Annotated in this window: 17 protein-coding genes; 3 read left to right on the top strand and 14 right to left on the bottom strand. The window is 28.9% G+C overall.

Features of this window, described 5'->3' with window-relative positions:
- The first annotated feature begins 70 nt into the window (after positions 1-70).
- Entirely contained in the window at positions 71-976 is a 906-nt protein-coding gene (locus R9C05_RS02635; protein ID WP_121940851.1) for a nucleotidyltransferase, read from the top strand.
- Between the two features lie 14 nt (positions 977-990).
- Here the strand turns inward: R9C05_RS02635 and R9C05_RS02630 are convergent, their stop codons facing one another.
- The 13 genes from R9C05_RS02630 to R9C05_RS02570 all read right to left on the bottom strand — a co-directional run bounded on the left by R9C05_RS02630 (position 991) and on the right by R9C05_RS02570 (position 19075).
- Positions 991-5325, bottom strand: coding sequence for a PolC-type DNA polymerase III (locus R9C05_RS02630; protein WP_121940850.1), 4335 nt, complete (start codon positions 5323-5325; stop codon positions 991-993).
- A 9-nt stretch (positions 5326-5334) separates the two neighbouring features.
- On the bottom strand, positions 5335-6246 hold the full coding sequence (locus tag R9C05_RS02625; protein ID WP_318613913.1) for a phosphatidate cytidylyltransferase: 912 nt from the start codon (positions 6244-6246) through the stop codon (positions 5335-5337).
- 146 nt (positions 6247-6392) lie between these two features.
- Positions 6393-6944: a ribosome-recycling factor gene (locus tag R9C05_RS02620; RefSeq protein ID WP_121940848.1), complete on the bottom strand. Its 552-nt coding sequence runs from the start codon at positions 6942-6944 to the stop codon at positions 6393-6395.
- Between the two features lie 7 nt (positions 6945-6951).
- Positions 6952-7668: a UMP kinase gene (gene pyrH, locus R9C05_RS02615; RefSeq protein WP_121940847.1), complete on the bottom strand. Its 717-nt coding sequence runs from the start codon at positions 7666-7668 to the stop codon at positions 6952-6954.
- Between the two features lie 93 nt (positions 7669-7761).
- On the bottom strand, positions 7762-7992 hold the full coding sequence (locus tag R9C05_RS02610) for a sigma factor-like helix-turn-helix DNA-binding protein (RefSeq protein WP_121940846.1): 231 nt from the start codon (positions 7990-7992) through the stop codon (positions 7762-7764).
- The gene (gene ftsY, locus R9C05_RS02605) at positions 7992-9047 is read right to left on the bottom strand and encodes a signal recognition particle-docking protein FtsY (RefSeq protein WP_121940845.1); all 1056 of its coding nucleotides are present in this window, start codon (positions 9045-9047) and stop codon (positions 7992-7994) included. Before ftsY ends, R9C05_RS02610 begins: the two co-directional genes overlap by 1 nt.
- A 9-nt stretch (positions 9048-9056) precedes the next feature.
- Positions 9057-10421, bottom strand: a complete 1365-nt coding sequence (gene rlmD, locus R9C05_RS02600) for a 23S rRNA (uracil(1939)-C(5))-methyltransferase RlmD (RefSeq protein ID WP_121940844.1) — start codon at positions 10419-10421, stop codon at positions 9057-9059.
- A 2-nt stretch (positions 10422-10423) separates the two neighbouring features.
- Entirely contained in the window at positions 10424-11761 is a 1338-nt protein-coding gene (gene mnmE, locus R9C05_RS02595) for a tRNA uridine-5-carboxymethylaminomethyl(34) synthesis GTPase MnmE (protein ID WP_121940843.1), read from the bottom strand.
- Positions 11762-11997: 236 nt separating this feature from the next.
- The gene (metK, locus tag R9C05_RS02590; RefSeq protein WP_121940842.1) at positions 11998-13131 is read right to left on the bottom strand and encodes a methionine adenosyltransferase; all 1134 of its coding nucleotides are present in this window, start codon (positions 13129-13131) and stop codon (positions 11998-12000) included.
- A gap of 102 nt (positions 13132-13233) precedes the next feature.
- Complete coding sequence (gene ftsH / locus R9C05_RS02585) at positions 13234-15474, bottom strand: ATP-dependent zinc metalloprotease FtsH (RefSeq protein WP_121940841.1); 2241 nt, start codon at positions 15472-15474, stop codon at positions 13234-13236.
- Between the two features lie 54 nt (positions 15475-15528).
- The gene (gene tilS, locus R9C05_RS02580) at positions 15529-16437 is read right to left on the bottom strand and encodes a tRNA lysidine(34) synthetase TilS (RefSeq protein ID WP_121940840.1); all 909 of its coding nucleotides are present in this window, start codon (positions 16435-16437) and stop codon (positions 15529-15531) included.
- Positions 16437-16982, bottom strand: coding sequence for an aminoacyl-tRNA hydrolase (pth, locus tag R9C05_RS02575; protein WP_121940839.1), 546 nt, complete (start codon positions 16980-16982; stop codon positions 16437-16439). The genes tilS and pth overlap by 1 nt, the downstream gene beginning before the upstream one ends.
- A gap of 2 nt (positions 16983-16984) precedes the next feature.
- Entirely contained in the window at positions 16985-19075 is a 2091-nt protein-coding gene (locus R9C05_RS02570) for an ATP-dependent DNA helicase (RefSeq protein ID WP_121940838.1), read from the bottom strand.
- A 169-nt stretch (positions 19076-19244) separates the two neighbouring features.
- Here R9C05_RS02570 and serS point away from each other — a divergent pair, with 169 nt between their 5' ends.
- Both serS and R9C05_RS02560 read left to right on the top strand, forming a co-directional pair.
- Positions 19245-20513, top strand: a complete 1269-nt coding sequence (serS, locus tag R9C05_RS02565; protein ID WP_121940837.1) for a serine--tRNA ligase — start codon at positions 19245-19247, stop codon at positions 20511-20513.
- 53 nt (positions 20514-20566) lie between these two features.
- Positions 20567-21385, top strand: a complete 819-nt coding sequence (locus R9C05_RS02560) for an LlaMI family restriction endonuclease (RefSeq protein WP_318613912.1) — start codon at positions 20567-20569, stop codon at positions 21383-21385.
- Here the strand turns inward: R9C05_RS02560 and dcm are convergent.
- The gene (gene dcm / locus R9C05_RS02555) at positions 21382-22521 is read right to left on the bottom strand and encodes a DNA (cytosine-5-)-methyltransferase (RefSeq protein ID WP_277870185.1); all 1140 of its coding nucleotides are present in this window, start codon (positions 22519-22521) and stop codon (positions 21382-21384) included. The genes R9C05_RS02560 and dcm overlap by 4 nt on opposite strands.
- Positions 22522-22573 lie beyond the last annotated feature (52 nt).

Genomic DNA, 22573 nt, shown 5'->3' with positions numbered 1-22573 from the left:
ACTTTATTTAACTCAAAGTTGAGTGGTTTTTTATTTCTCTTTTTCCGCAAATTTAAAGTAAAATAAAAACATGAAAATAGGTTTAATCGCTGAATTCAATCCATTTCATAATGGACATAAATATTTAATTCAAAAAATTAAAGAAAAGTTTCCTAAATCAAAAATTATTTGTGCTCTTTCATCTGACTATGTTCAACGCGGTGAAATAGCAATTTTACCCTTTGAAAAAAGGAAAGAAATTGCCTTAAAATTTGGTATTGATGAAGTTTATGAACTTGACTTTTTTACTTCGACTCAAGCAGCACATATTTTTGCCAAAGGAGCAATTGATTTACTTCTTAAAAAAGGAATTGATATTTTATGTTTTGGAGTAAGCGATACTGAAACTGTTGAACCTTATTACAACGCAGCAAATGCAATAAAAAACAATCTTTCAACATATAATGAAAATCTAAAAAAGACCTTGAAAGAAGGCAAATCTTTCGTTTTAGCCTCTTATCTTTCCCTTGCTAAATTAATCGGTGAAGAAAACGTTCCAAAAGATATTCTAGGCCTTGAATATGTTAAATATATTGTTCAAAACAATCTGTCAATCAAAGCCTTTTCTTTCAAAAGAACCGTTGAACATAATAGCGAAAAAGCAAATGAAATTTATGCTTCAGCAACATTAATTCGCTCTCTTTTAAAAGAAGGAAAAGATGTATCAAATTTCTGTCCAATTTCTTACAAAGGGCCTTTTAAAGATATAAGAGATTTATATCCTAAATTTCAAGAAATTATTTGTACAAAATCAAGCGAAGAAATTGCAAAAATTCACTTAGTTACTGAAGGGATGGAAAATCTTTTTAAGAAGAATATAGATGCTAAATCTTATGATGAATTTGTAGATTTATGCACTTCAAAAAGATATACAAAAAGTAGAATTAAAAGAGTAATTTTATACATTCTTTTAGATATTAAAAAAGTAAGCAACTAAGGCTTACTTTTAATTTAAAATAATGGGATTTGATTTGTTTCATCTAAGTCTTCAAGAATTTCTAATTTTTGAAGTTCAGCTATAATTCCTTTATTTAATTTAGTTCTATCAATTAAATCTTCAATTGATAAAATTTCATGTTCTTCTCTTGCTTTAACAATTGTTTGGGCAACAGTTTCACCAAGTCCTTCAACTGCAACAAAAGGTGGAATTAATGATTTATTTTCATAATCAATTAATCATTTTTTAGCATCAGATTTTTTAAGATTTACATTTTGAATTGAAAATCCTCTAGCATAAAGTTCTTCTGTAATTTCAAGAATTGGAATTAAGTTTTCTTGTTTAGTTGTTAGTTGAGAGCCGTTGTTAGAACTATAAATTTTCTTAAGAGCTCTTAGTTCTTCACCCACAATTTTTCTTCCAGAACTCATTATTTTGATATTAATTGAATCAGATTTAGTTGAAGAATAGAATGCTGAATAGAATTCTAAAGGATAATAAAGTTTAAATCAAGCAATTCTTCAAGCTGAAATTACATAGGCGGTTGCATGAGCTTTAGGAAACATATATTTAATTTTCTTTAGTGAATCAATATATCATTGAGGCACTTTTTTATTTTTAAGCATTATTTCTCACTCGGAAGTTAACCCTTTACCTTTACGTACCTTTTCCATAATATTAAATGCTTCAAGTTTATCAACTTTATAGTTAATCAGCTCACGCATGATATCATCACGGCAACAAACACAATCATTTAGTTTCTTACCTTTTTTAATAAGTTCTTCAGCGTTTCCTGCTCAAACATCAGTTCCATGAGAAAGACCAGAAAGTAAAATTAAATCGTTAAATGTTTTAGGTTTGGCTGTTTTTAACATTCCACGAACAAATCTTGTACCAAATTCAGGAATTCCATAAGCTCCTGTTATTTCACCATTAATATCATCTGGCTTAATTCCTAATGCTGAAACACTTGTAAATAAACTCATTAACTTGCTGTCAAATTTAGGTATATCTTTAATTCTAATGTTAGTCAAATCTTCAAGCATTCTTAAAACCGTAGGATCATCATGACCTAGTAAGTCAAGTTTAAGAACATTGTCATGAATTGCATTGAAATCAAAGTGAGTAGTTTTTCAACTACTTCCAACATCATTTGCTGGGTAGTTAACTGGAGTAAAATCTTCAACATCAAACTCTTTTGGAATGATTATTATTCCTCCTGGGTGTTGCCCAGTAGTTCTTTTAACACCTTCAGTTTTACTTGCTAAAAAATCAAGAAATTGAGATGATCAAACTATATTATTTAATTCAGCATATTTTCTACAAAAACCATATGCGGTTTTATTAGCAACAGTAGAAATTGTCCCCGCTCTTAAAGTGTGAGTATCACCAAAAAGTTTTTTAACATGATTGTGAATTACGGGTTGATATTCACCACTAAAATTTAAGTCAATATCTGGGAATTTATCAGCATTAAAACCAAGGAAAGTTTCAAATGGAATATTATGTCCATCGTTGCTCATTTTTTCATTACATTTTGGACATTTTTTATCAGGTAAATCTCACCCATCAAAATATTCTTTTGAAGCTCATTCAAAGTACTTACATTTCTTACATAAATAGTGAGGTTCAAGCGGGTTAACTTCTGTTATTCCGGCAAGGTTTGCAACAATACTACTTCCTACTGAACCACGGCTTCCAACAACATAACCATCTTCATTAGATTTTTTAACTAATTTATGACTAATTCAATATGTTACTGAGTAACCATATTTAATAATTGGTTCAAGTTCTCTATCTATTCTTTCTTTGATTCTTTGATCAATATTTTCACCATATCTTTCACTAGCTTTTTCATAAACTAATTTTCTTAAATTTTCATCTGAATTATCAAAAATTGGGCAGTGCAATCCTTGTTTTAAAACTTTAATATTATTGTCAATTTGTTGAGCAATATTAATGCTGTTATCAATAACAATTTCTTGAATTAATTTATCATTTTTAAGAAAGGCAAATTCTTGAATCATCTCTTCTGTAGTGAGGAATTTTAGATTTATCTTCGCGTGTTTATGATATTCATTTGCTCAATGTCTTTCACCAGCTAGACCGGGCATTTCAATATAGATATCGTATATTAATTGTTGGAACTCATGAATATATCTACAATCAGAAACAGCAACGCATGGAATCTTAAATTTTTTAGCTTTTTTAATTAAATCTTTATATGCAAATTCAAGTTGTTCTTGATCTAAAAATTCACCTTTTACTAGATAGTTAAAACTTGAAATCGGAGGAAGCTCAATGTAATCAAAAAGTTGAATTGCTTTTTCAATATTTTCATCACTCCCATTAATAACTTCTTCCCACAAATATGACTTGTGAGCAGCAGATGCAAAGAATAAGTCTGGGTCTTTTTCTCACTTGTCTCTATATAATTGAGGATTCCTTTTATATTGAGTAGTTAATGAGGTTGAGATGAGTTGAAATAATTTCTTTAATCCTGCTTGATTTTTAGCTAAAATTCTTACTTCACTTGGTATTTTTTTAGCTTGCATATGTTTGGTATTTACATTGAATAAATCGCTTGCTTTTTTAATGCCATGTTCTTTATCTAGTTTAACAATCATTTTCTTTCAAATATTAGTTAAAACGCGAGCATCATAATCAGCACGGTGAGCACTGGTTACATCATATTCGACACCAACTTTTTTAGCAACAGCACCAAGATTTATTCTACCTTTTTCAGGGAATAAAAAGTTTGCCATTGCTAATGTATCAACACCATAAATTCTGCTTTCATCTAACCCATACTGAACACACTTTTGCTTTACAACATTAATGTCATAATTGGCGTTGTGAGCTACAGCGATTCTATCTTTTAGAATTTCATAAATCTTCTTAATTCCTTCTTCTTGACTTATTGCATCTTTTAACATTTCATCTTTAATGTTGCTTTGTTTAACAACATGAGAAGGGAGAAGTTTAGTCGGTTTAATAAAGAATTGAATTTCTTCAACTTCCACACCATCTTTTAAAACTTTTGCACCAAATTCAATAATTTCACTGAACCTTGCAGAAAGGCCTGTTGCTTCCAAGTCAAAGACAACATACTCAGTACTTTTGATATCAAATTCTTTAAAGTTATAGAAGAAATTTGGTCTGCTATCAACAGATGAGAAAGTTGCACCATAAATTGGCTTAATTCCTTTCATTTGTTTTACAGTATTATAAAAAGTTGGAAAACTTTGCACAGAATCACGGTCACAAATTGCAATTGCTTCGTGCCCATATTGTTTAACAACATTTAAATAATCAGTAACGCTGCTAATTCCATCTTGAGCAGACATATTGGTTCTTGCAGCAAGTTCTACTCTTTTTCTAGATGCTTTATCTGAAGATAACTTGCTAATAGATTCAGCTTTTGAAATTCCCGTTTTATATAATGAAATTGAATTTGCGTTATAAAAATTGTCATGTGTTAGTTTACCTTGAAAGGTGTAGGTTTTACCTACTTCAACCATTTTGAAATCTTCACCATTAGAATCTAGAAATAACTTGCATTGAATTGCTTCTTGATAATCACTAATACTAATAAAAAATATTGATCTATTTCCGTTAATTCTTCTAGATTCAATTTTATAAACTTCACCAGTTACTTGAACTCTTTCGCCATCAGCACTTGTTTGATAATTAACTGCTTCTGAAATTGTAAGTCTCACCGAACTAGTTTTTCTTTTATATTTAGAAAAGTTTTGTTGTTCTTCTTCGATTATTTTTCTTTCTTCTTCATATTGTTTAGCTAATGAATCAAACTGCTTCATCTTTTCTTGTATCTTTTGTTGTTTTTCTCTCTTGATTATGTCTATTCCGAGATTTGAACCAGCAATTAAAACATTAGGAAAACTAAAACCAGCTTCTTTTAAAGCAGTCTTGATTTGTCTAGTTTTTTCACTAAATTGTCTATAGATTTCTTCACTTGAAACATAAATTGTTATTTGTTCTTCATCAATTTTGATAGTTTGAGGGCTTATAAAAGGTAAAAGTGCAGATAAATTAGCATATTTGTGGGCAATTATAAAACTTAAGTAGTCACTGATCACTTTAATATCATTAATTACATAATTAATTTGAAATTTAAGGTCAACTTTTTTAAGGATATTAACACAAGTTAAATAGAATTTTTTAAAGTCATTGATTGGAGGATGTTTTTCAAATCTTAATGAAATTAAAAGTCTATCATTGGATTTTTGGATTCCAAATTCTAAAACCTCGGCATCATATAAAAATTCACTCGGTTCTAGTTTTATATGTTCGCATATCTTTCTTATTCGTTCATCTAGTTTTTTCATTGCTGCTCCTTAAATTATCAAAATAATGTATGTTGAACTCATTACAAATGACATCGCATCAAACCTGTCCATGAGTCCACCATGACCTGGAATTAAATTAGAAAAGTCTTTGACTCGCATAAATCTTTTAAACATAGAAAATGTTAAATCACCAATTATAGAAATGATTGGTAAAATAATTGGCGTTATTATCTTTTTTCACAAATTTGAATAAAAACTGAAATAATTTGGTGCATTTACAATGCTTGGAATAACTATTAAAGCAACAGTAGCAATTGTTCCCAAAACATAAGAAATAATTGCTCCTTCTCAAGTTTTGTTAGGACTTATTTTTGAAAATCTTCTTTTAATTAATTTTCTTCCAAAAGCCTTCCCACCAAAATAACCAGAAACATCAACAACAACTGGAATAAAGAAAGTTACGGCAAAAGCATAGATGTTAAAAGTGTTAAAAAATCAAAGAAGCTTGCTAAAAAGAGGCATAAAAGTAGTCACAAAAAAAGTCACAAATAAGTTAGCAAAAAATTCTTTTTTACTTTTAAAATAATAAATATTAGTCAAGAAAAATAGTGACGAAACAACAGGGCCGATTAAAAAACTAATTCATCAAAGATTTAAATTAATCATTCAGTTTCTATTTAAATTTAAGGCATCGCTTATATTTAAGGTTGGTCTAATTCCTTCAAAAATTGTGCTTGAAGTTTTAGAATCTCAAACCGGCAAAGTTAAAAATAATGGTAAAAGAGCGGTTGCTGATAAGATACAATTAGCATAAAAATGAAGCTTATTATGTTGCAAAATTTCATATGTTGCATATACACAAAATAAACTATAAAAAAGAAGACTAAAGAGTCTAATTTCATTATATTTAACAAAATAATTAAGCAAGACAATTGGAATTACTAAGGTAAAAAAAATCATTGCCGCTTTGGCTCTTTTAACTGTATTATTTAACATACTATTAGTATTATAGACTCTGCTTTTTATTTTGTTTTATTTATTAAAAATTTATTTTTTGAAGACTAAAAAATAAAAATATGCCTTAGTAGGCACATTTTGATCTTTTTTTAGATGGTCATTAAATCTTTTTCTTTAACTTCTTGAATTTTAAGAATTTTTTCTATTGTTTCATCAATATGTTTTTGAATAATGTCTAAATATTGTTTTTGTAAATCTTCTGATAAATTTTCATCACTCTTAATCTTTTTATTAACGTCTTGTCTTGCTTGTCTAATTCCAACTTTAGCTTGTTCAGTGATAACGCTTAATTGTTTAACCATTTCTTTTCTTTTTTCAGTAGTCATCATTGGATAGGTTAATCTTAATTGATGTCCTTCATTGGCAATTGTTACGTTCAATTTGTAATTCATGATCGCTTTTTCGATGTCCTTAATAACTGCAACATCATAAGGTTTAACAATTAGTTGCAACGCTGATGCAATTTGAATGGATGCAATTTCTTCTAAGTTAACAAATGAGTCATAATATTCAATTTTAATTTTATTAACTAAGTTTGGATTTGCTCTTCCAACCACAACTTTAGTTAATTGATTTTCATAGTTTTCTAGGGTTTTGTTAGTAGCTTCATTAAGCTCTAAAATATATAAATCTAAATCCATAAATCTCCTATTTCTTAATTATTGTACATGGAATGTCACCATTTATTGCACGAAATAGAGCATTTTCTTCATTGATATCAAAAACAATAACATCAAGTCCATTGTCGCGAGCCATTGAAACTGCGGTTTGATCCATGATTTTTAAATTCTTTTTTAGAATTTCATCATAAGTAATTGTGTCATATTTTTTAGCATTTCTATTAGTTTTAGGGTCATCATCATAAACACCATTAGTATTGTTTTTACCCATTAAAATTGCTTGACAATCAACTTCACTTGCAAATAAAGTTGCAGCAGTATCAGTTGTAAAATAAGCTCTTCCTGTCCCTCCGGCAAAAATAACAATTTCACCATCTGACATATATTTGCTTGCTTTTTCATTAACATAAACTTCACAAACTTTTGGATCCATTGTTAATGATGAAAGCACACGACATTTTAATTTTTTAGCTTCAAAACCAGATTGTAGAGCTAAGGCATTCATTGTGGTTGCTAGCATTCCGATATAGTCAGCTCTAACTCTTGGAATACCATTTTTAGCGGCAGATGTTCCTCTTCAAAAGTTTCCGCCCCCAACAACGATTGCAACTTCAATCCCAGCCTTAACTATCTTTTGCAGTTGAAGAGCAAATTTTTCAACAAGTTCATAATCTATTGCTAGACTTTTTACTTTGTTGGCTAACCCTTCACCCGAAAGTTTGATTAGTACTCTTTTATATTTCATTTTTCTCCTTTTTCCTAATCTATAGTGCTTTTATTTTATAACTTTTTAGGTTTAAAAGCCTGCTTTTTTAAGAAAAAGTTAGATAAACAAAGTTTATTTTTCATTTTTGTTTATTTTATTTTCAATATCTAAAAGCTTCTTTTTCCCTTTTTTTAAAGCATCAAAAACGCCAGATCTAGTCATTGCTAGTTCTTCACTTATTTCACTGATTGAAAGATCTTCAAAGAGTTGTAAATACAATGCTTGCTTTTGTGATTGTGCAAGCAAGTCTTTATACTTTTCATAAAGCTCAATGTATTTTTTTCTTTCTTCAAAACTTTCCATTATTCGTTAAGCCCTTTCATTAGACCATATATGTATGAATCTAAGTCAAATTCAGCAAGATCATTTAGCTTTTCACCAAGTCCAATAAACTTAACGCTAATTCCAATTTCATCCTTTATAGTAAGGACAATTCCGCCTTTGCTTGTTCCATCCATCTTGGTTAAAACGATTCCAGTAAGTGGTGTAACTTCTTTAAAAGTTTTTGCTTGAATAACTCCATTTTGACCAGTTGTTGCATCTAAAACAAGCAAACTTTCGTGTGGTGCACCTTCAACTTTTGAAGCTAAAATTTTATTAATTTTATTTAACTCATTCATTAAATTTACTTTGTTTTGCAACCTTCCGGCAGTATCAATAATTAGCACATCGTAGTTCTCTTCTTTTGCAATATCTATTGCTTTATAAACAACACTTGCTGGATCAGTTTCTTTCTCATGAGGTTTAACAATATTTGCACCAGCTCTTGCTGCTCAAATTTCAAGTTGTTCAACCGCTGCTGCTCTAAAAGTATCAGCTGCCGCAATAATAACTTTCTTACCTTCATCAATCAATTTTTTAGCAATTTTTGAAATAGAAGTTGTCTTCCCACCACCATTAACTCCAACAACCAAAATAACATTTAATCTTCCATCTTCAATATTAAGAGTGGTATCTACAATTGAGTTTGATGCATAAATTGTGAAAAGTTTATCAGCAATAATTTCTGATATTAACTTAGGATCTTCAATGTTTTCATTCTTGACTTCTTTTTTACATTCATCAACAATTATTTGAACAAGCTTAATGCTAATATCTGACATGATTAAAATTTCTTCAAGTTCTTCGAAGAATTCTTCATCAATTTTGTTGTGTCTATTTCAAAGTGATTTAATTGATTCAGTAAATGAATTATTTGACTTTGAAAGACCAGCTATATAACTGTCAAGTTTATTTTTCTTCTCAAGCTCTGCTTGTCTTTTTTTAGCTTCTTTTTTCTCAAGCTTAGCTTGTTTTCTGGCAAGTCTTTGCTCTGGAGTTCCAAATAATTTTTCTTTTAATTTAGCTCAAAAACCCATAATTCTCCTTTAATTTTCTTTGTCATAAAATTGACGTTCTAAAATGACTAAAGTTTCAATGTGATAAGTTTGAGGAAACATGTCAAATGGTTGAACGAGTTTGATTTGATAATCGCGGTCAGCAAATAGTTTTAAATCACGGACAAGAGTTCTTGGATTACAACTTAAGTAAACGATTTTTGAAATCTTTTTATTTGCCATACTGAAAATAATATTTGGATGAAGACCGCCTCTTGGTGGATCAATAACAGCAACATCAATACTATCTTTAAAACCTACTCTATCAATAAATTTCAAAACATCACTTTTATAAAAGCTTGTGTTTGTTAAATTGTTTAATCTTGAATTTATATCTCCATCAATAGTTGCTTGACGATTTAATTCAACACAAACGACTTTTTTAACTTTGTTTGATAAATACATACCAATAGTTCCAACGCCAGCATAAAGATCAGCAAGACATTCAGTTCCGTTGAGTTCTAGATTGTTACTAATATATTCATAAATTTGTGCAATTTGTTGTTCGTTAATTTGATAAAAAGCATTTGCTGAAACTCTAAATCTTAAATCTTTAATTCTAAATTCAACTTTTTGATTCTTAGTTAATTTATAAGTTTTATAAATTCTTAATTTATCTTTTGATGTAACATTTTGAGTTAAAACAATGTTTGGCATTTCTTTTAAAATTGCATTAACAAATTCATCAGGAATTCTTTTATTTTCCAAACATTTGAAAATTATTTGTCCTTCTTTACTACTTTGTGAATATTTAATCGTCACTTCATGAAGTTTAATATTTTTAACAAAATTGTTTTCTTCTTGAGATGAAAAATCACGAATTACATTGATTAATTTTTTTGCTATTTTATCAATTTCTTCATAACCTAAATCAAAACTAGTTTGAGGAACTAGTTCGTGTGAGTTTTTAACAAATATTCCAAGTTTTGCTGGAACATTTTCATAATTAACATGCAAAGAAATTTTATTTCGATAATGTCACATTAATGGACTTTTAACAATTTTATTAATCTTAACTACAGAAGGCAAATTTCTTTTAAATAAACTTTCAATAATCTTTTGTTTGAATTCAAGTTGTTTATTGTAATTTACTATCATAAGCGGTGCTGCACCTGATTTCAAAAGGTTAATATTATCAACTAGAATTCTATGTTTACTTACTTTGTGAAATTTAATTACTTGGGCAAAAGCAAATTGGGATGTGGATTTAACGATTTTAATATCAGCAATTTCTGTTGCGAGCATATTTTCAACAAAAATCGGATATTTTTCAACCCTTATTACTCCATAACCTTCATAACTATAATCTTGAGCGTGTTGCTCAAGTAGTATTTGTCCTTCTTTAATGCGTCCCATAACTACTTTCCTAAACAGAACTTACTAAATATTTTATCAAGCAATGCTTCATTGTCGTGTTCTTTATTTAAGATTTCTCTTAAATTTTCTCACGCTTTTGTTAAATCTACAATAACAACTTCGGGACCAAAATCTTTTTTAAGTCCTTTACTTGCCTCTTCTAAATTAAGTCTACATTTTTTTAAAAGTGACAATTGACGTTCGTTATAAATAATTTTCTTATCATCAAGATCAACCTTGCTATAAGCATCAACCAATGCTGAACGAAGTTCTCATAAATAACCTTTTTTGGCACTAATTATTATGTCTTTGAATTTAGTTCTATCTTTAACTAAATCAATTTTGCTTATAACGCTTAAATAAACCTTGTTTTTAGCGAGTTTTTTAATTAATCTATATTCTTCATCTTCTTTTTCTTTTGCTGTGCGTAAATGAATAATAATTTTAGCTTCCTTTATTGCTTGTTTAGTTCTTTTTATTCCAATGTTTTCAATTCTTTCTTTTGTTTTTCTAATTCCAGCTGTGTCAACTAATTGAAATAAAAGACCATTTAATGTAAATTCAGCTTCAATTACATCTCTAGTTGTTCCAGCAATATTTGTAACTATTGCTTTTGGTTTATCTAACAATGCATTTAGAAGTGAAGACTTTCCAACATTTGGTTTTCCAACAATAGCAACTTTGATACCTTGATAAATATCCTGTGCGAGTTCACTTTTTTTAATAATTTCATCTAATTTTTCAATGAAAATTTCAACTTCTTTTTGAAGTTTTTTATTATCAATTTGGGGTATGTCATAATACTCTGAATAATCAATGTTAGTTTCAATTGTTGCCATAATTGCAAGCATTTGATTTTCTAAATCTTGAATAACTTCTTGATCATGCGAATCAAATTGTGAAATAGCAATTTCGGCTTGAATATTTGTTTTAGCGTGAATAAGACCATTAATAGCTTCGGCTTTTTCAAGTGTTAATCTTCCGTTTAAAAAAGCTCTTTTAGTAAACTCACCACGTTCAGCAAGTCTTGCTCCGTTTGCAAGAATTAAATCTAGAATTTTGTTAGTTACGACTATGCCACCATGAGCATTAATTTCAATAGTATCTTCTCCAACATAATTCTTTGTGCCTATGAAGAAATTGACTAAAACTTCATCAATTGCTTTTCCTGAAATATTATCAATAATTTGACCATAAGTGATAGTTTTATCTTCACCAATTTTTCCGTTATAAATTTTTTTAATTATTTCAACAGCATCAGGTCCTGATATTCTAATAATAGAAATAGCTTGATTTATGTTACCTGAAGATATAGCAGCAATAGTATCGTTAATTATCATAGAATAATTATAGAATAATTAAAATATTTTAAATATCTTTATTATTAAATAGTTACGAGTTTGGTTGAGTTGCTCATATGTTAGTTTAATTAAATATAATAATAAGGTTTGTAAATTATGTCTATTTTTGAATTTCAATCTTGAATAAAGAAGAAAATTAGATTTTTATGTTGTCAATAAAACAACAAAAAAGAGGTAGATAATAACATAAAAAAAGAGCCTTGAGCCCCTTTAAATTATTTTAGTAATGTTTTAATTTCTTGGACTTTGTCAAGCTTTTCTCAAGGAAGATCCAAGTCATCTCTTCCGAAGTGTCCGAAAGTTGCGAGTGGCAGATATTTTATTTCTTTTAAATTTAAAGTTTTTATAATGCCTTCAACACTTAAATCAAATACTTTTTTAATAATAGAAATGATCTTTTCTTCAGAGTAAGTTTTGTCACCAAATGTATCAATATAAATACTTTGAGGTCTAGGTAAACCAATTGCATAAGCGAGTTGAATTTCAAACTTTTTGCTTACTCCTGCAGCGACTAAATTTTTAGCAATATAACGTGCCATATAAGCGGCTGAGCGATCGATTTTTGTTGCGTCTTTTCCTGAAAAAGCACCACCGCCATGTCTGGCAAAACCGCCATAAGTATCGACAATAATTTTTCTTCCAGTTAATCCTGTATCACCCTCAGGGCCTCCGACTACAAAACGACCAGTTGGGTTAATTAGTATTTCATAAGTTTTAGAAAATCCGTGAGATAAAATAACATGATCAATGATTTCTTTTTCAATAAACTTTTTAAATTGAGTTTCATCAAAGTTGTCATCATGTTGAATTGACATTAAAACTTTTTTAACTTCAACGTGGCCATTTTCGCTGTCAAATTCTACAGTTACTTGACTTTTCATATCGCTTTTAGCTCATTTGAATTTTTTAGATCTTCTAAGTTCTTCAGCTCTTTTAACAAGTTCATGTGAAAGTACTAATGGTCAAGGTAAAAAATACTTGTTTTCATTAGTTGCGAAACCAAAAACTGTGCCTTGATCACCAGCTCCAAGTTCTTTGTTTTGAGTTTCATTTACACCAAGTGCAATATCAGCACTTTGTCCAATTATCCCTGATTGAACTTCAAAATCATTTTCACTGTAACCTAAAGGTTTTAAAATTTTTCAAGCACATTTTACTGTATCACAATATGATTTTGTTGTGATTTGACCGCCGATATAAATGAATTTATTATTAACTAAAACATCACAAGCAACTCTTGCGTTTTTGTCGTGTTTTAGGATTTCATCAAGTACTGCGTCGCTGATTTGGTCACAGATTTTATCAGGGTGACCTGCACCGACTGATTCGCTAGTAAAAAGTTTTATCATAGTTCCTCCTTGCTAATATTAAGATTATAACTAAATTGAAAAATAGCTGTGTTTTTGAGCAAAAAAATGTAAGATAAAACTTACATTTCTTTTTGTTTGGAGTTATTTGTCTTCTTTTTTATTTGATTTTCTTTTTGAAATTTTCTTTTCAGTTTTATTATCTTTTTTAGTTTGTGATTTTGATTCAGATTCTGATTTTTGAGTAAATCTTTTATCTTTTTCAATTTCAGCTTTTGTTTCTTCAATTGCTTTTAATTCATCAATTCAAGTATTAACCGCTGAATCTTCTTTGCTTTTATCAGAAGTTACTTCGCTGAATAGTTTGTCAAAATCCATTGTTGAGTATTCGCCCTTTAATTCTTCTTTAGTTTTGGCAATATCTTCAGGAAGTTTTAAATTTTTTTCAATATATTCAATATCTTCAGCAACAATAGTTTCTTTAATAATTAAAGCTTGTTTAATTAATTCTAAAAGTTGAAGATTTTCTTTAATTATTTTAGTTGCTGTAATTTGTGATGAAATAATAATTTTTCTGATTTCAAGATCTATTTCTTGACCGATTTTGTTACTGAATGAAGAGTTTTTCATGTAATCTCTTCCCAAGAAAGGAGTTGATGCGTCTTCTTCATATTTGATTGGACCAAGTGCCGACATACCCCATTCTGTTACCATTCTTCTTGCAATTCTTGTTGCTTTAGCAATATCATCACTTGCACCGGTTGAGATATTATTCTCGCCATAGATAATAGCTTCAGCACAACGGCCACCCATAAATGAAGTAATCATTGCGATAAGTTCAGATTTAGTGTGATTGTATTTTTCTTCTTCAGGCATCATTAAGTTGTAACCGCCTGCTTGACCTCTAGGGATAATAGTAATTTTTTGAACTTTATTTCCGCCTTTTAATTTAAGACCAACAACGGCGTGTCCTGCTTCGTGATAAGCAACAGCAATGTTTTCTTTTTCGGAAATAGTTCTTGATTTTTTAGCAGGACCGGCAATTACTCTATCAATTGCTTCATCAATTTGATCAAGAGTAATTACATTTGTTCTTTCACGAACAGAAAGTAAAGATGCTTCATTAATTACGTTTTCAAGTTGAGCACCTGAAAAACCAGGAGTTCTTCTGGCAACTAACGCAAAGTTTACATTTGGACTTATTCTTTTACCTTTTGCATGTAGTTTTAGAATTGATTCCCTTTCTTTAACATCAGGAAGACCAACAGTAATAATTCTGTCGAAACGGCCTGGTCTTGTTAAGGCTGGATCTAAAACGTCAGTTCTGTTTGTTGCTGCAATTATTAAAATTCCTGAGTTTTCTTTAATTCCATCCATTTCAACTAGGATTTGGTTTAGTGTTTGTTCACGCTCGTCGTTTCCACCACCAATACCTGCACCTCTTGAACGACCAACAGCATCTAGCTCATCAATAAATATAATAGCGGGTGCATTTTTTCGTGCATCAGCAAACATATCTCTAACTCTTTTTGCACCAAGTCCAACAAACATTTCAACAAAGTTTGAGGCTGATATAAAGAAGAAAGGTACATTTGCTTCTCCGGCAGTTGCTTTTGCTAATAAAGTTTTACCTGTTCCTGGGGGACCGCCAAGTAAAATTCCTTTTGGAATTCTTGCTCCTGCGGCTTGATATTTTTTAGGATTTTTTAGATAATCAACAAGTTCTTTAATTTCTTCTTTGACTTCTTCATTACCTGCAACATCATCAAAAGTAGTATTTGTTTTAATTTTTTGAGCAAGTGATTTGTTGTCAAGTCCAAGACCTGCTGCTCCAAATGGTGAGTGTCTGAAAAATAATAGATATATAAATAGTAAACCAATAATAATTGGTGCCATAAACGAGATAACTCTAATTATTTTTTCGCCAAGTCCTTCTCTAGGAATTGAAACACTACTAATTATTCCTTGTTCCATTCCTGCAGGTGCCTTCAATGAATCTCAAAAATTAGGGATTCCATTAACTAATAAAGTGTATTCAGCTTCTCCTGCAAATGAAGTTAAAGTTAAATTTATATACCCATGTTGTCCAAGAATGAGCATTGGGTTAATTGCATTCCATTCAACATCATTTAATCTTGCCGTAACTTTTAATAAATTATTATAAGGATCTCGGACAATTGATAAAACATAAGAACCATCAGCAGTGCTTTGCTTAGCTTTTTCTATAACTTGTTTAATTTCTCACATGTTTGAATTCGCGGTGATTGTTGTTAAGAAATGATTAACAATTGTATAGATTAAAATAGCAGCAAAGATAACAGCAATGATAATTCAAATGTATTTAAATTTGAATCCTTTCCTTTCTTTAGGTTCGTTATTTTCCATACTTTTCCTTTCTGTTTGTTATGTTTATAAATTATAAATTATTACAATAATTAATTAAAAGATTAGTTTACCTCTCTTTTTTACTAGGGAATAATTATCGTTTAGTTTATATTGTTTTGTTGAATTTTTTGATCATAAAAAATCACATAAACTTTTAATTTTTCCGCTCGTAAGTTTGACTTGCGGAAAGTTTGCATTAATTAATTTAAAAACAAAAAGTTCTTTATTTTCGATATGTTCTATAGTTTTTAAATCAAAATTTGAAGACTTAAAAATTTCATATTGTTGTGAAAGAAGAGTTTCAATTTTTTCATTTTCTAAGTTTTTATTTTTAAAGAAATCTAACTTGTTTTGTTTATTTTTTACTGTTCAATTTTTAAGTTCTAATCTAATTTTGTTGCGAGTGTAGATTGGCAAGTCGTTAGTAAAATCAACAGCAAATTTTACATCATTTTTTTTACAATAATCTTCAGTTTCAACTTTTCAAAATAGATTTATTAGCGGTCTAAAAATTGTAAGATTATTAATTTTATTTATTTGTTTTATTCCAAAAAATAATGGGTTTCTTTTTGAATTTTCTTGCATAATTGCTTGCTCAAGAAAGTCATCTTTTTGATGTGCTAAAAGAATAATATTTGAGTTAAATTTTTGAGCAATTTCAAGGTAATAATCATAGCGAATTTCTCTAGCAACAGTTTGAAAATTTCCTTTGTAATTTTTTCAGTCATTTATTGTTTTTACAAAGCAAGGAATAGAGTATTTTTTACAGTAATTTTCAACAATTTCTTGATCAATATAAGAGTCTTTCCTCTTCATATAATTGACATGTGCGACTACAATATTTTGATCTTTCATCAAATTGAGTAAACACATTGAATCTGGACCACCCGAAATTCCTAAAATAAACCTTTGTTCAAGGTTAATTTCAAATTTTATAAACTCTTTTTTTAACTGTTCAATCATTAAAAACTTCCATTGAATTTATTCATCACATAACGAATGTCATTATAGATAAAAGAGATGATTGCATCACTAACTTTTTCAATTACCTGATCAATAATTTGTTTATCATTAAACGTAAATTTTCCTAACACATAATTTATAGCATTTGTTGCTCTTCCGATACCAAGTTTTACTCTCTTAATATCTTGAGTTTTCATTTGGTCAATAATGTTCTTCATTCCATTATGTCCACCAGCAGATCCCGATTGTTTTATTGTTGCTTTTCCAACTGGTAAATCCATGTCATCATAAATTATAATAATATCGTCAATACCAATCTTATAAAAGTCAGAAATTTCACGTACGAAATTTCCGCTTAGATTCATATAAGTTAATGGTTTTGCAAGAATAAAATCTTTTTCTTTATAGTAAATTCCGTTAAATTTTTTTTCATTTAAAACTGTTTCTAGTTTTTTACTAATTGCATCAATTACCATAAAACCAACATTATGTCTTGTATCTTCATACTCGCTTCCAGGATTTCCTAAACCTACTATTAGTTTCATCTCTACTCCTTATTAAATTCTTCTCAAAGTTCTTTTATACAAGTCTCTCTTTTCGAATCATCATCATTTTCTATTCCCATTTTTAATGCTGCTTTTTCGCCTATTACAATTGAAAGATCTTTTGCCCGCGTCATTGCGGTATAAATTAATTTCTTTGATAATAAAAATTTTGCTTCTTGATATAAAACTGTAATTACTACTTTGCATTCGCTCCCCTGATATTTATGTACACTTGTACAATATGCAGGATAGGTTTTTTCGAAAAAGTCTCAAATTTTATAACTAACCGAACTGGATTCATTTTCAAAATCAACTGTTATATGAGAGAGTTCTTTTGTTTCTTTATCAAATGTGAATTTTGAAATATAACCAATCTCACCGTTAAATATTTTTTTAGCAGGATCATTCACTAAATTAATAACTTTATCATCAATTGCTAGTTTAAATTCTTTACCAAATTTACTTTTTCAAGTTATTGGTTTTTCATTGTCATACTTTCTTCAAAAATCGGCTAAATCTTTGTTTATTTTATCAATTCCGGCTGGTAAGTCATACATTGGAGAAAGAATTGCGATGTCTTTTTTTGTGTAACCTAATTTTAATAATTTTTGAAGTTCGTCAATTATTCGACTTGAAAGTTTAGATTGTTCAACTTCAATAAATCTAGATTTTTTACCAAGGAAATTTGGGATGTTTCCATTATTTACTTCAATTGCGTCTTCAATAATTTCTTTATTTCCTTCTTGACGATAAATTTTAGTTAATTCAATAGTTTTGAAAATATTTTTTTCAATAAAGTCATGAATTAAGTAACCCGGCCCTATTGCAGGGAGTTGATTTTTATCTCCAACTAAAATTATTTTATCGATGAAGTTAGTTTTTAAACCTTGAAGTAAATGGTAAAAAAGATGTGTGTCAACCATTGAAAATTCATCAATAATAATACATTCACGAGCAACAGAATTTTTTTCATTGACATAAAATTCATTTGTGTCTGGATTTCATTCTAAAAAACTATGAATTGTTGAAGCTTTAATTTCGCTCATTTTATTAATATTAATTGTTGCTCTACCAGTTGGAGTTACAACTAAAATTGAGTATGGTGAGTATTTTGTTAAAAGCTCATTAATAATAATGTTTGTTATTTTAGTTTTACCTGTTCCTGGTGACCCAGTTATCATTACTAAATTATCTTGAAGTGCTGTATTTATTGCTTCAATTTGTTTCATGTCCAATCTTGAATCTTTGAAATAGTCAAATTGCTTTGAATATTTTTTGTCTTTTATTCTTTTTAATTTTTCACAAATTGTTGTTTCTTCTTCTCTTAATTGAACAGTGGTGATTGTTTTTTTATTATTGAAAAATAAAATTTTTTCTTGCTTATACAAAGTCATCAAAATTTGTTTAAATTTTTCAGCAGTAACCGTTCTATCCTTTTTAAGATAGTATTTATAAAATTCTTGAACTTCAACTCTAGTATGGCCAGTAGTTTCAAAGAAATTTTCAAGAGTTTTATAAAGTGTACTAATTGGAACATAAGAAATTGCTTTGGTTGAATTAATCAAAAGATTTAGTTGTTCTTGAATATAATCTCAATTTTGAAGCAAAAATTTTCTTATTTTATTAAATGCATCTGGTGAAAGATCAAAATCTTTAGGATTATAAATGGTTGAATGAGCTAAGGCTGTCAAAATTTTGTTACCAAATTTTTCAGTTAATTCTTGTGCTTTGAAATTATTAATTTCGGGAAAATCATCACTTTCTAAAATATTGATAATAGCGGTGATTTCATTGAATTGAACATAATTAAGTTCAATTAAAGAGTAATTATTTTTATATTTTGGAGTATCAGGCAAACATTCACACAAAACGTTGCAATTTTTGCCTAGTTCAACTTCTTCACTTCCAATATTAACTACAACACTTTTTCATTTTGAATTTACAACAACATTTTCAGGGTTTTCAAGTACACTTGAAATTCTAAATGTTGCTAAACGAAAATTATTACGTTCAAAAATAATTCTTTCGAATTTACCGGTTGCACGAAAGGTTTTTTGAAATTGAGTTGGCATAAAATCATCTGAAGCGTTCATTATTTTAAATTTTATCACTTTTTATGTTTTTTAATGTGCTGAAGAAGGCTTATAAAAACTCAATTTTTATTCAACCTACTTGCCAGCAAATTTCTAAAATTAACATAGGTCAATCTTTAAAAAACAATTTTGTATTATAATATTTAAGCATTTATAAGGGGTGACTTTTATGTTAGATTTAAAATTCATTGTTAATAATAAAGAAGAAGTCAAAGAAAGGCTTGCAAGTCGTAATTTTGATTTGCAAATCATTGAAAAAATAATCAAATTTGCTGATGAAAGAAGTCAATTTATTCAGACTTTAGAAAGTTTGCAAGCTCAAAGAAATGAACTTTCTGAAGACATTGGTATTAAAAAAAGAAATGGACGCCCAATTAAATCTTTACTTTACAAAGTTAATAAAATTAAAGAAAGAATTGAAGAAGTTGACAAAGAAGCTGATGAAATTATTACAAAAGTTAATAACTTACTTTTACAAGTTCCCAACTTACCTAATAAAGAAGTTCCGGTTGGAAAAAATGAAAATGATAATGTTGTAATTTATGAAAATAAAAATTTAGGTAGAGGACTTGTTAAAGGTGTTGAAGCACATTATGACATTGCAACTAAATTAGATATTATTGATTTTGTAAGGGCGGTAAAACTTGCTAAAACAAGATTTGTACTTTATAAAAACGATGGTGCAAAATTAGTTAGAGCATTAGCCAACTTTATGATTGACATACATACTAAAAACGGATATAAAGAAATATTGCCTGCACATTTAGTTAATTCTAGAATGTTAATCGGAACTGGCCAACTTCCAAAATTTAAAGAAGATCTTTTCAAAATTGAAGATGAAGATTTATGATTGATTCCAACTGCTGAAGTTCCTGTAACTAACTATCACTATGATGAAATTTTAGATTTGAAAGAGCCTAAAAAATTCGTTGCTTATACAAAATGTTTTAGATCTGAAGCAGGCAGCGGCGGAAAAGACATGCGTGGCGTAATTAGGCAACATGAATTCCATAAAGTTGAACTTGTTAAAATAGTTAATCAAAATGATGGTGAAAAAGAGTGACAAAAAACAGTCACTGATGCTCAAAACATTTTAGAACTTTTAGAAATTCCTTACAGAAAGCTTATGCTTTCAACTGGTGATTTAGGTTTTGGGTCTGCAAAAACAGTTGATTTAGAACTTTGAATTCCATCTGAACAAAAATATAGAGAAACAAGCTCAATTTCTATTTACAATGATTTTCAAGCTAGAAGAGCAAAAATTAGATATCGTGATGAAAACGGAAAAACCAGACTTGCTTATACAATCAATGGTTCAGGATTAGCAATTGATAGAGTTGTTGCAGCCATCTTAGAAAATTATCAAAATCCTGATGGTTCAATCACAATTCCAAATGTATTAATTCCATATATGGGCGGACAAAAAATAATTAAGTAATATGAAGTTTCTCAGGTTTGAGAACTTTTTTACTTTATTCAAATAAAAGAGGAATGATGACGGATAAAGAAAAGATAATTAATTTATTTTATTCAAACGTTAAAGGGAAAAAACCAAACATAAAAACAAGTAATATAAATCATGATGGCAAATACGGGCACTGATTAGAATTACAATTTGGTTTAAAAGCAAATGATGTTAATGAACCTGATTTACTTGGATATGAATTAAAAAGTGATACGAAAGCCGTTACAAGTTTTGGTGATTGAAGTGCCAATATGTACATATTTAATAATGAAAAATATAAAAAAATTTTTCAAGGTCAAACTAACTTAAAACGAAGAGATAAATTTCTTACAATATTTGGAATGAAAAATATTTCTAAATTAAGTAGGTTTTCTTGATCTGGACTTTCTTGCCCTAAGATAAATCATTTTAACAGTTTTGGCCAAAAATTATTAATTTGTGAAAATAAAGATATTATTGTTGTTTATTCTTTTTCCAAAGATATGAGAGTTGAAAAAGAACAAATTGTACCTCGCGAATTGCAACAAGAAGATCTTATTTTAGCAATTTGATATGGTGAAAAATTTCCTGCAAACTATAAATTTAAATATAACGAAAAAACTTTAAAAAATAAAGTAGAAGATAAATTTAATAAACAAGGATGATTTACTTGCAAGAAAAATAGTGAAGGAGAATATACTAAAATATGTTTTGGCCCTCCCATTGACTACAATCTTTGATTAGAAAAAGTAAAATTAGGAATTGTTTATTTTGATAGCGGTATGCATACCGGAAATAGTAGACCATATCAACAATGAAGAGCAAAAAATGAATTTTGAGATAGTATGATTAATGAAGAATACTAACTATTTTGATCTAAAAATTTAACAATCTTATTTGCGATTTTTGAAATAACTGGAACAGCAACTGAATTTCCAAATTGTTTGTAAGCTTGCATATCACTTACAGGAATAATAAAGTTTTCAGGAAACCCCTGCAATCTTGCGGCTTCTCTTGGAGTCAATTTTCTTGGATTTTTATTTTTTTGTTCAATTAATATTTCACTACCGTCCTTATAATATCTTGCAGAAATGGTGTTCGTGTATAAACTGTTTTCATTGAATAGGGAATAGCCGAATCCATTTCCCTTTTGTTTATGCTCTAATTTTCTCCTTTGATGTCCTTCTCACAAGTTATTTGAAATTGTATATTTTTCATTAACAACTTCTTCAAGAATATTTCCAACTTTTGACTTTGTATAAGGTACTTTTGGGAATTCAAATGTCTCAACGTTTTTTACTTTTGTTTTATTTAATCCAACGATATAAATGCGCTCTCTATTTTGTGGCACACCAAAATCTCTAGCTCTAAAAATAACGGAGAAAACTGAATAATTTAATTCTTTTAAAGTGTTTTCTATTGTCTTGAATGTTTTGCCACCATCGTGCATTTTTAAATTCTTAACATTTTCAAGTAAAAACGCTTTTGGTTGTTTATCTTTTAATATTCTTGCGATTTCAAAAAACAATGTTCCTCTAGTGTCATTAAACCCCATTTTTTTCCCTGCTAAACTGAATGCTTGGCAAGGAAAACCGCCAATTAAAATATCATGATTAGGAATATCTTTTGAATCAATTTTGGTTATATCTCCTTGTACATTTTCACCAAAATTTGCATAGTATGTTTTAGAAGCGAATTTATCTATTTCGCTACTAAAAACAAAGTTCACAGATTTAGTTTCATAAAAACCTAGCCTTGTTCCGCCGATACCAGCAAAAAGATCTATTGCTTTATATTTTCCACATTCGTTATTTGGGAACGGAAAAACTTCTGGAAAATTTAAAATTGCATCTAATTCAATTTGATTAGGATTGCTTTCATTATTTTCTCATCTCCTTATTGTTCTTTCTCCGAATTTTGAAAGTTTTATTGCGTCCGCTAGTTCTTTTTGCGTCATATTTAGTCTGACTCTTTTTTCTTTAATTAATTGACCGATTTTCATATTTCCCTCTGTGATTTTATCAGGACGAAATGTCCTATTTTTATTCCATTTT

It is taken from the genome of Metamycoplasma subdolum (assembly GCF_033546815.1).
Lineage (GTDB): Bacteria > Bacillota_I > Bacilli_A > Mycoplasmatales > Metamycoplasmataceae > Metamycoplasma > Metamycoplasma subdolum.
The sequence above is the reverse complement of the archived record's forward strand: the minus strand, read 5'-3'. Positions and strand labels throughout refer to the sequence as shown.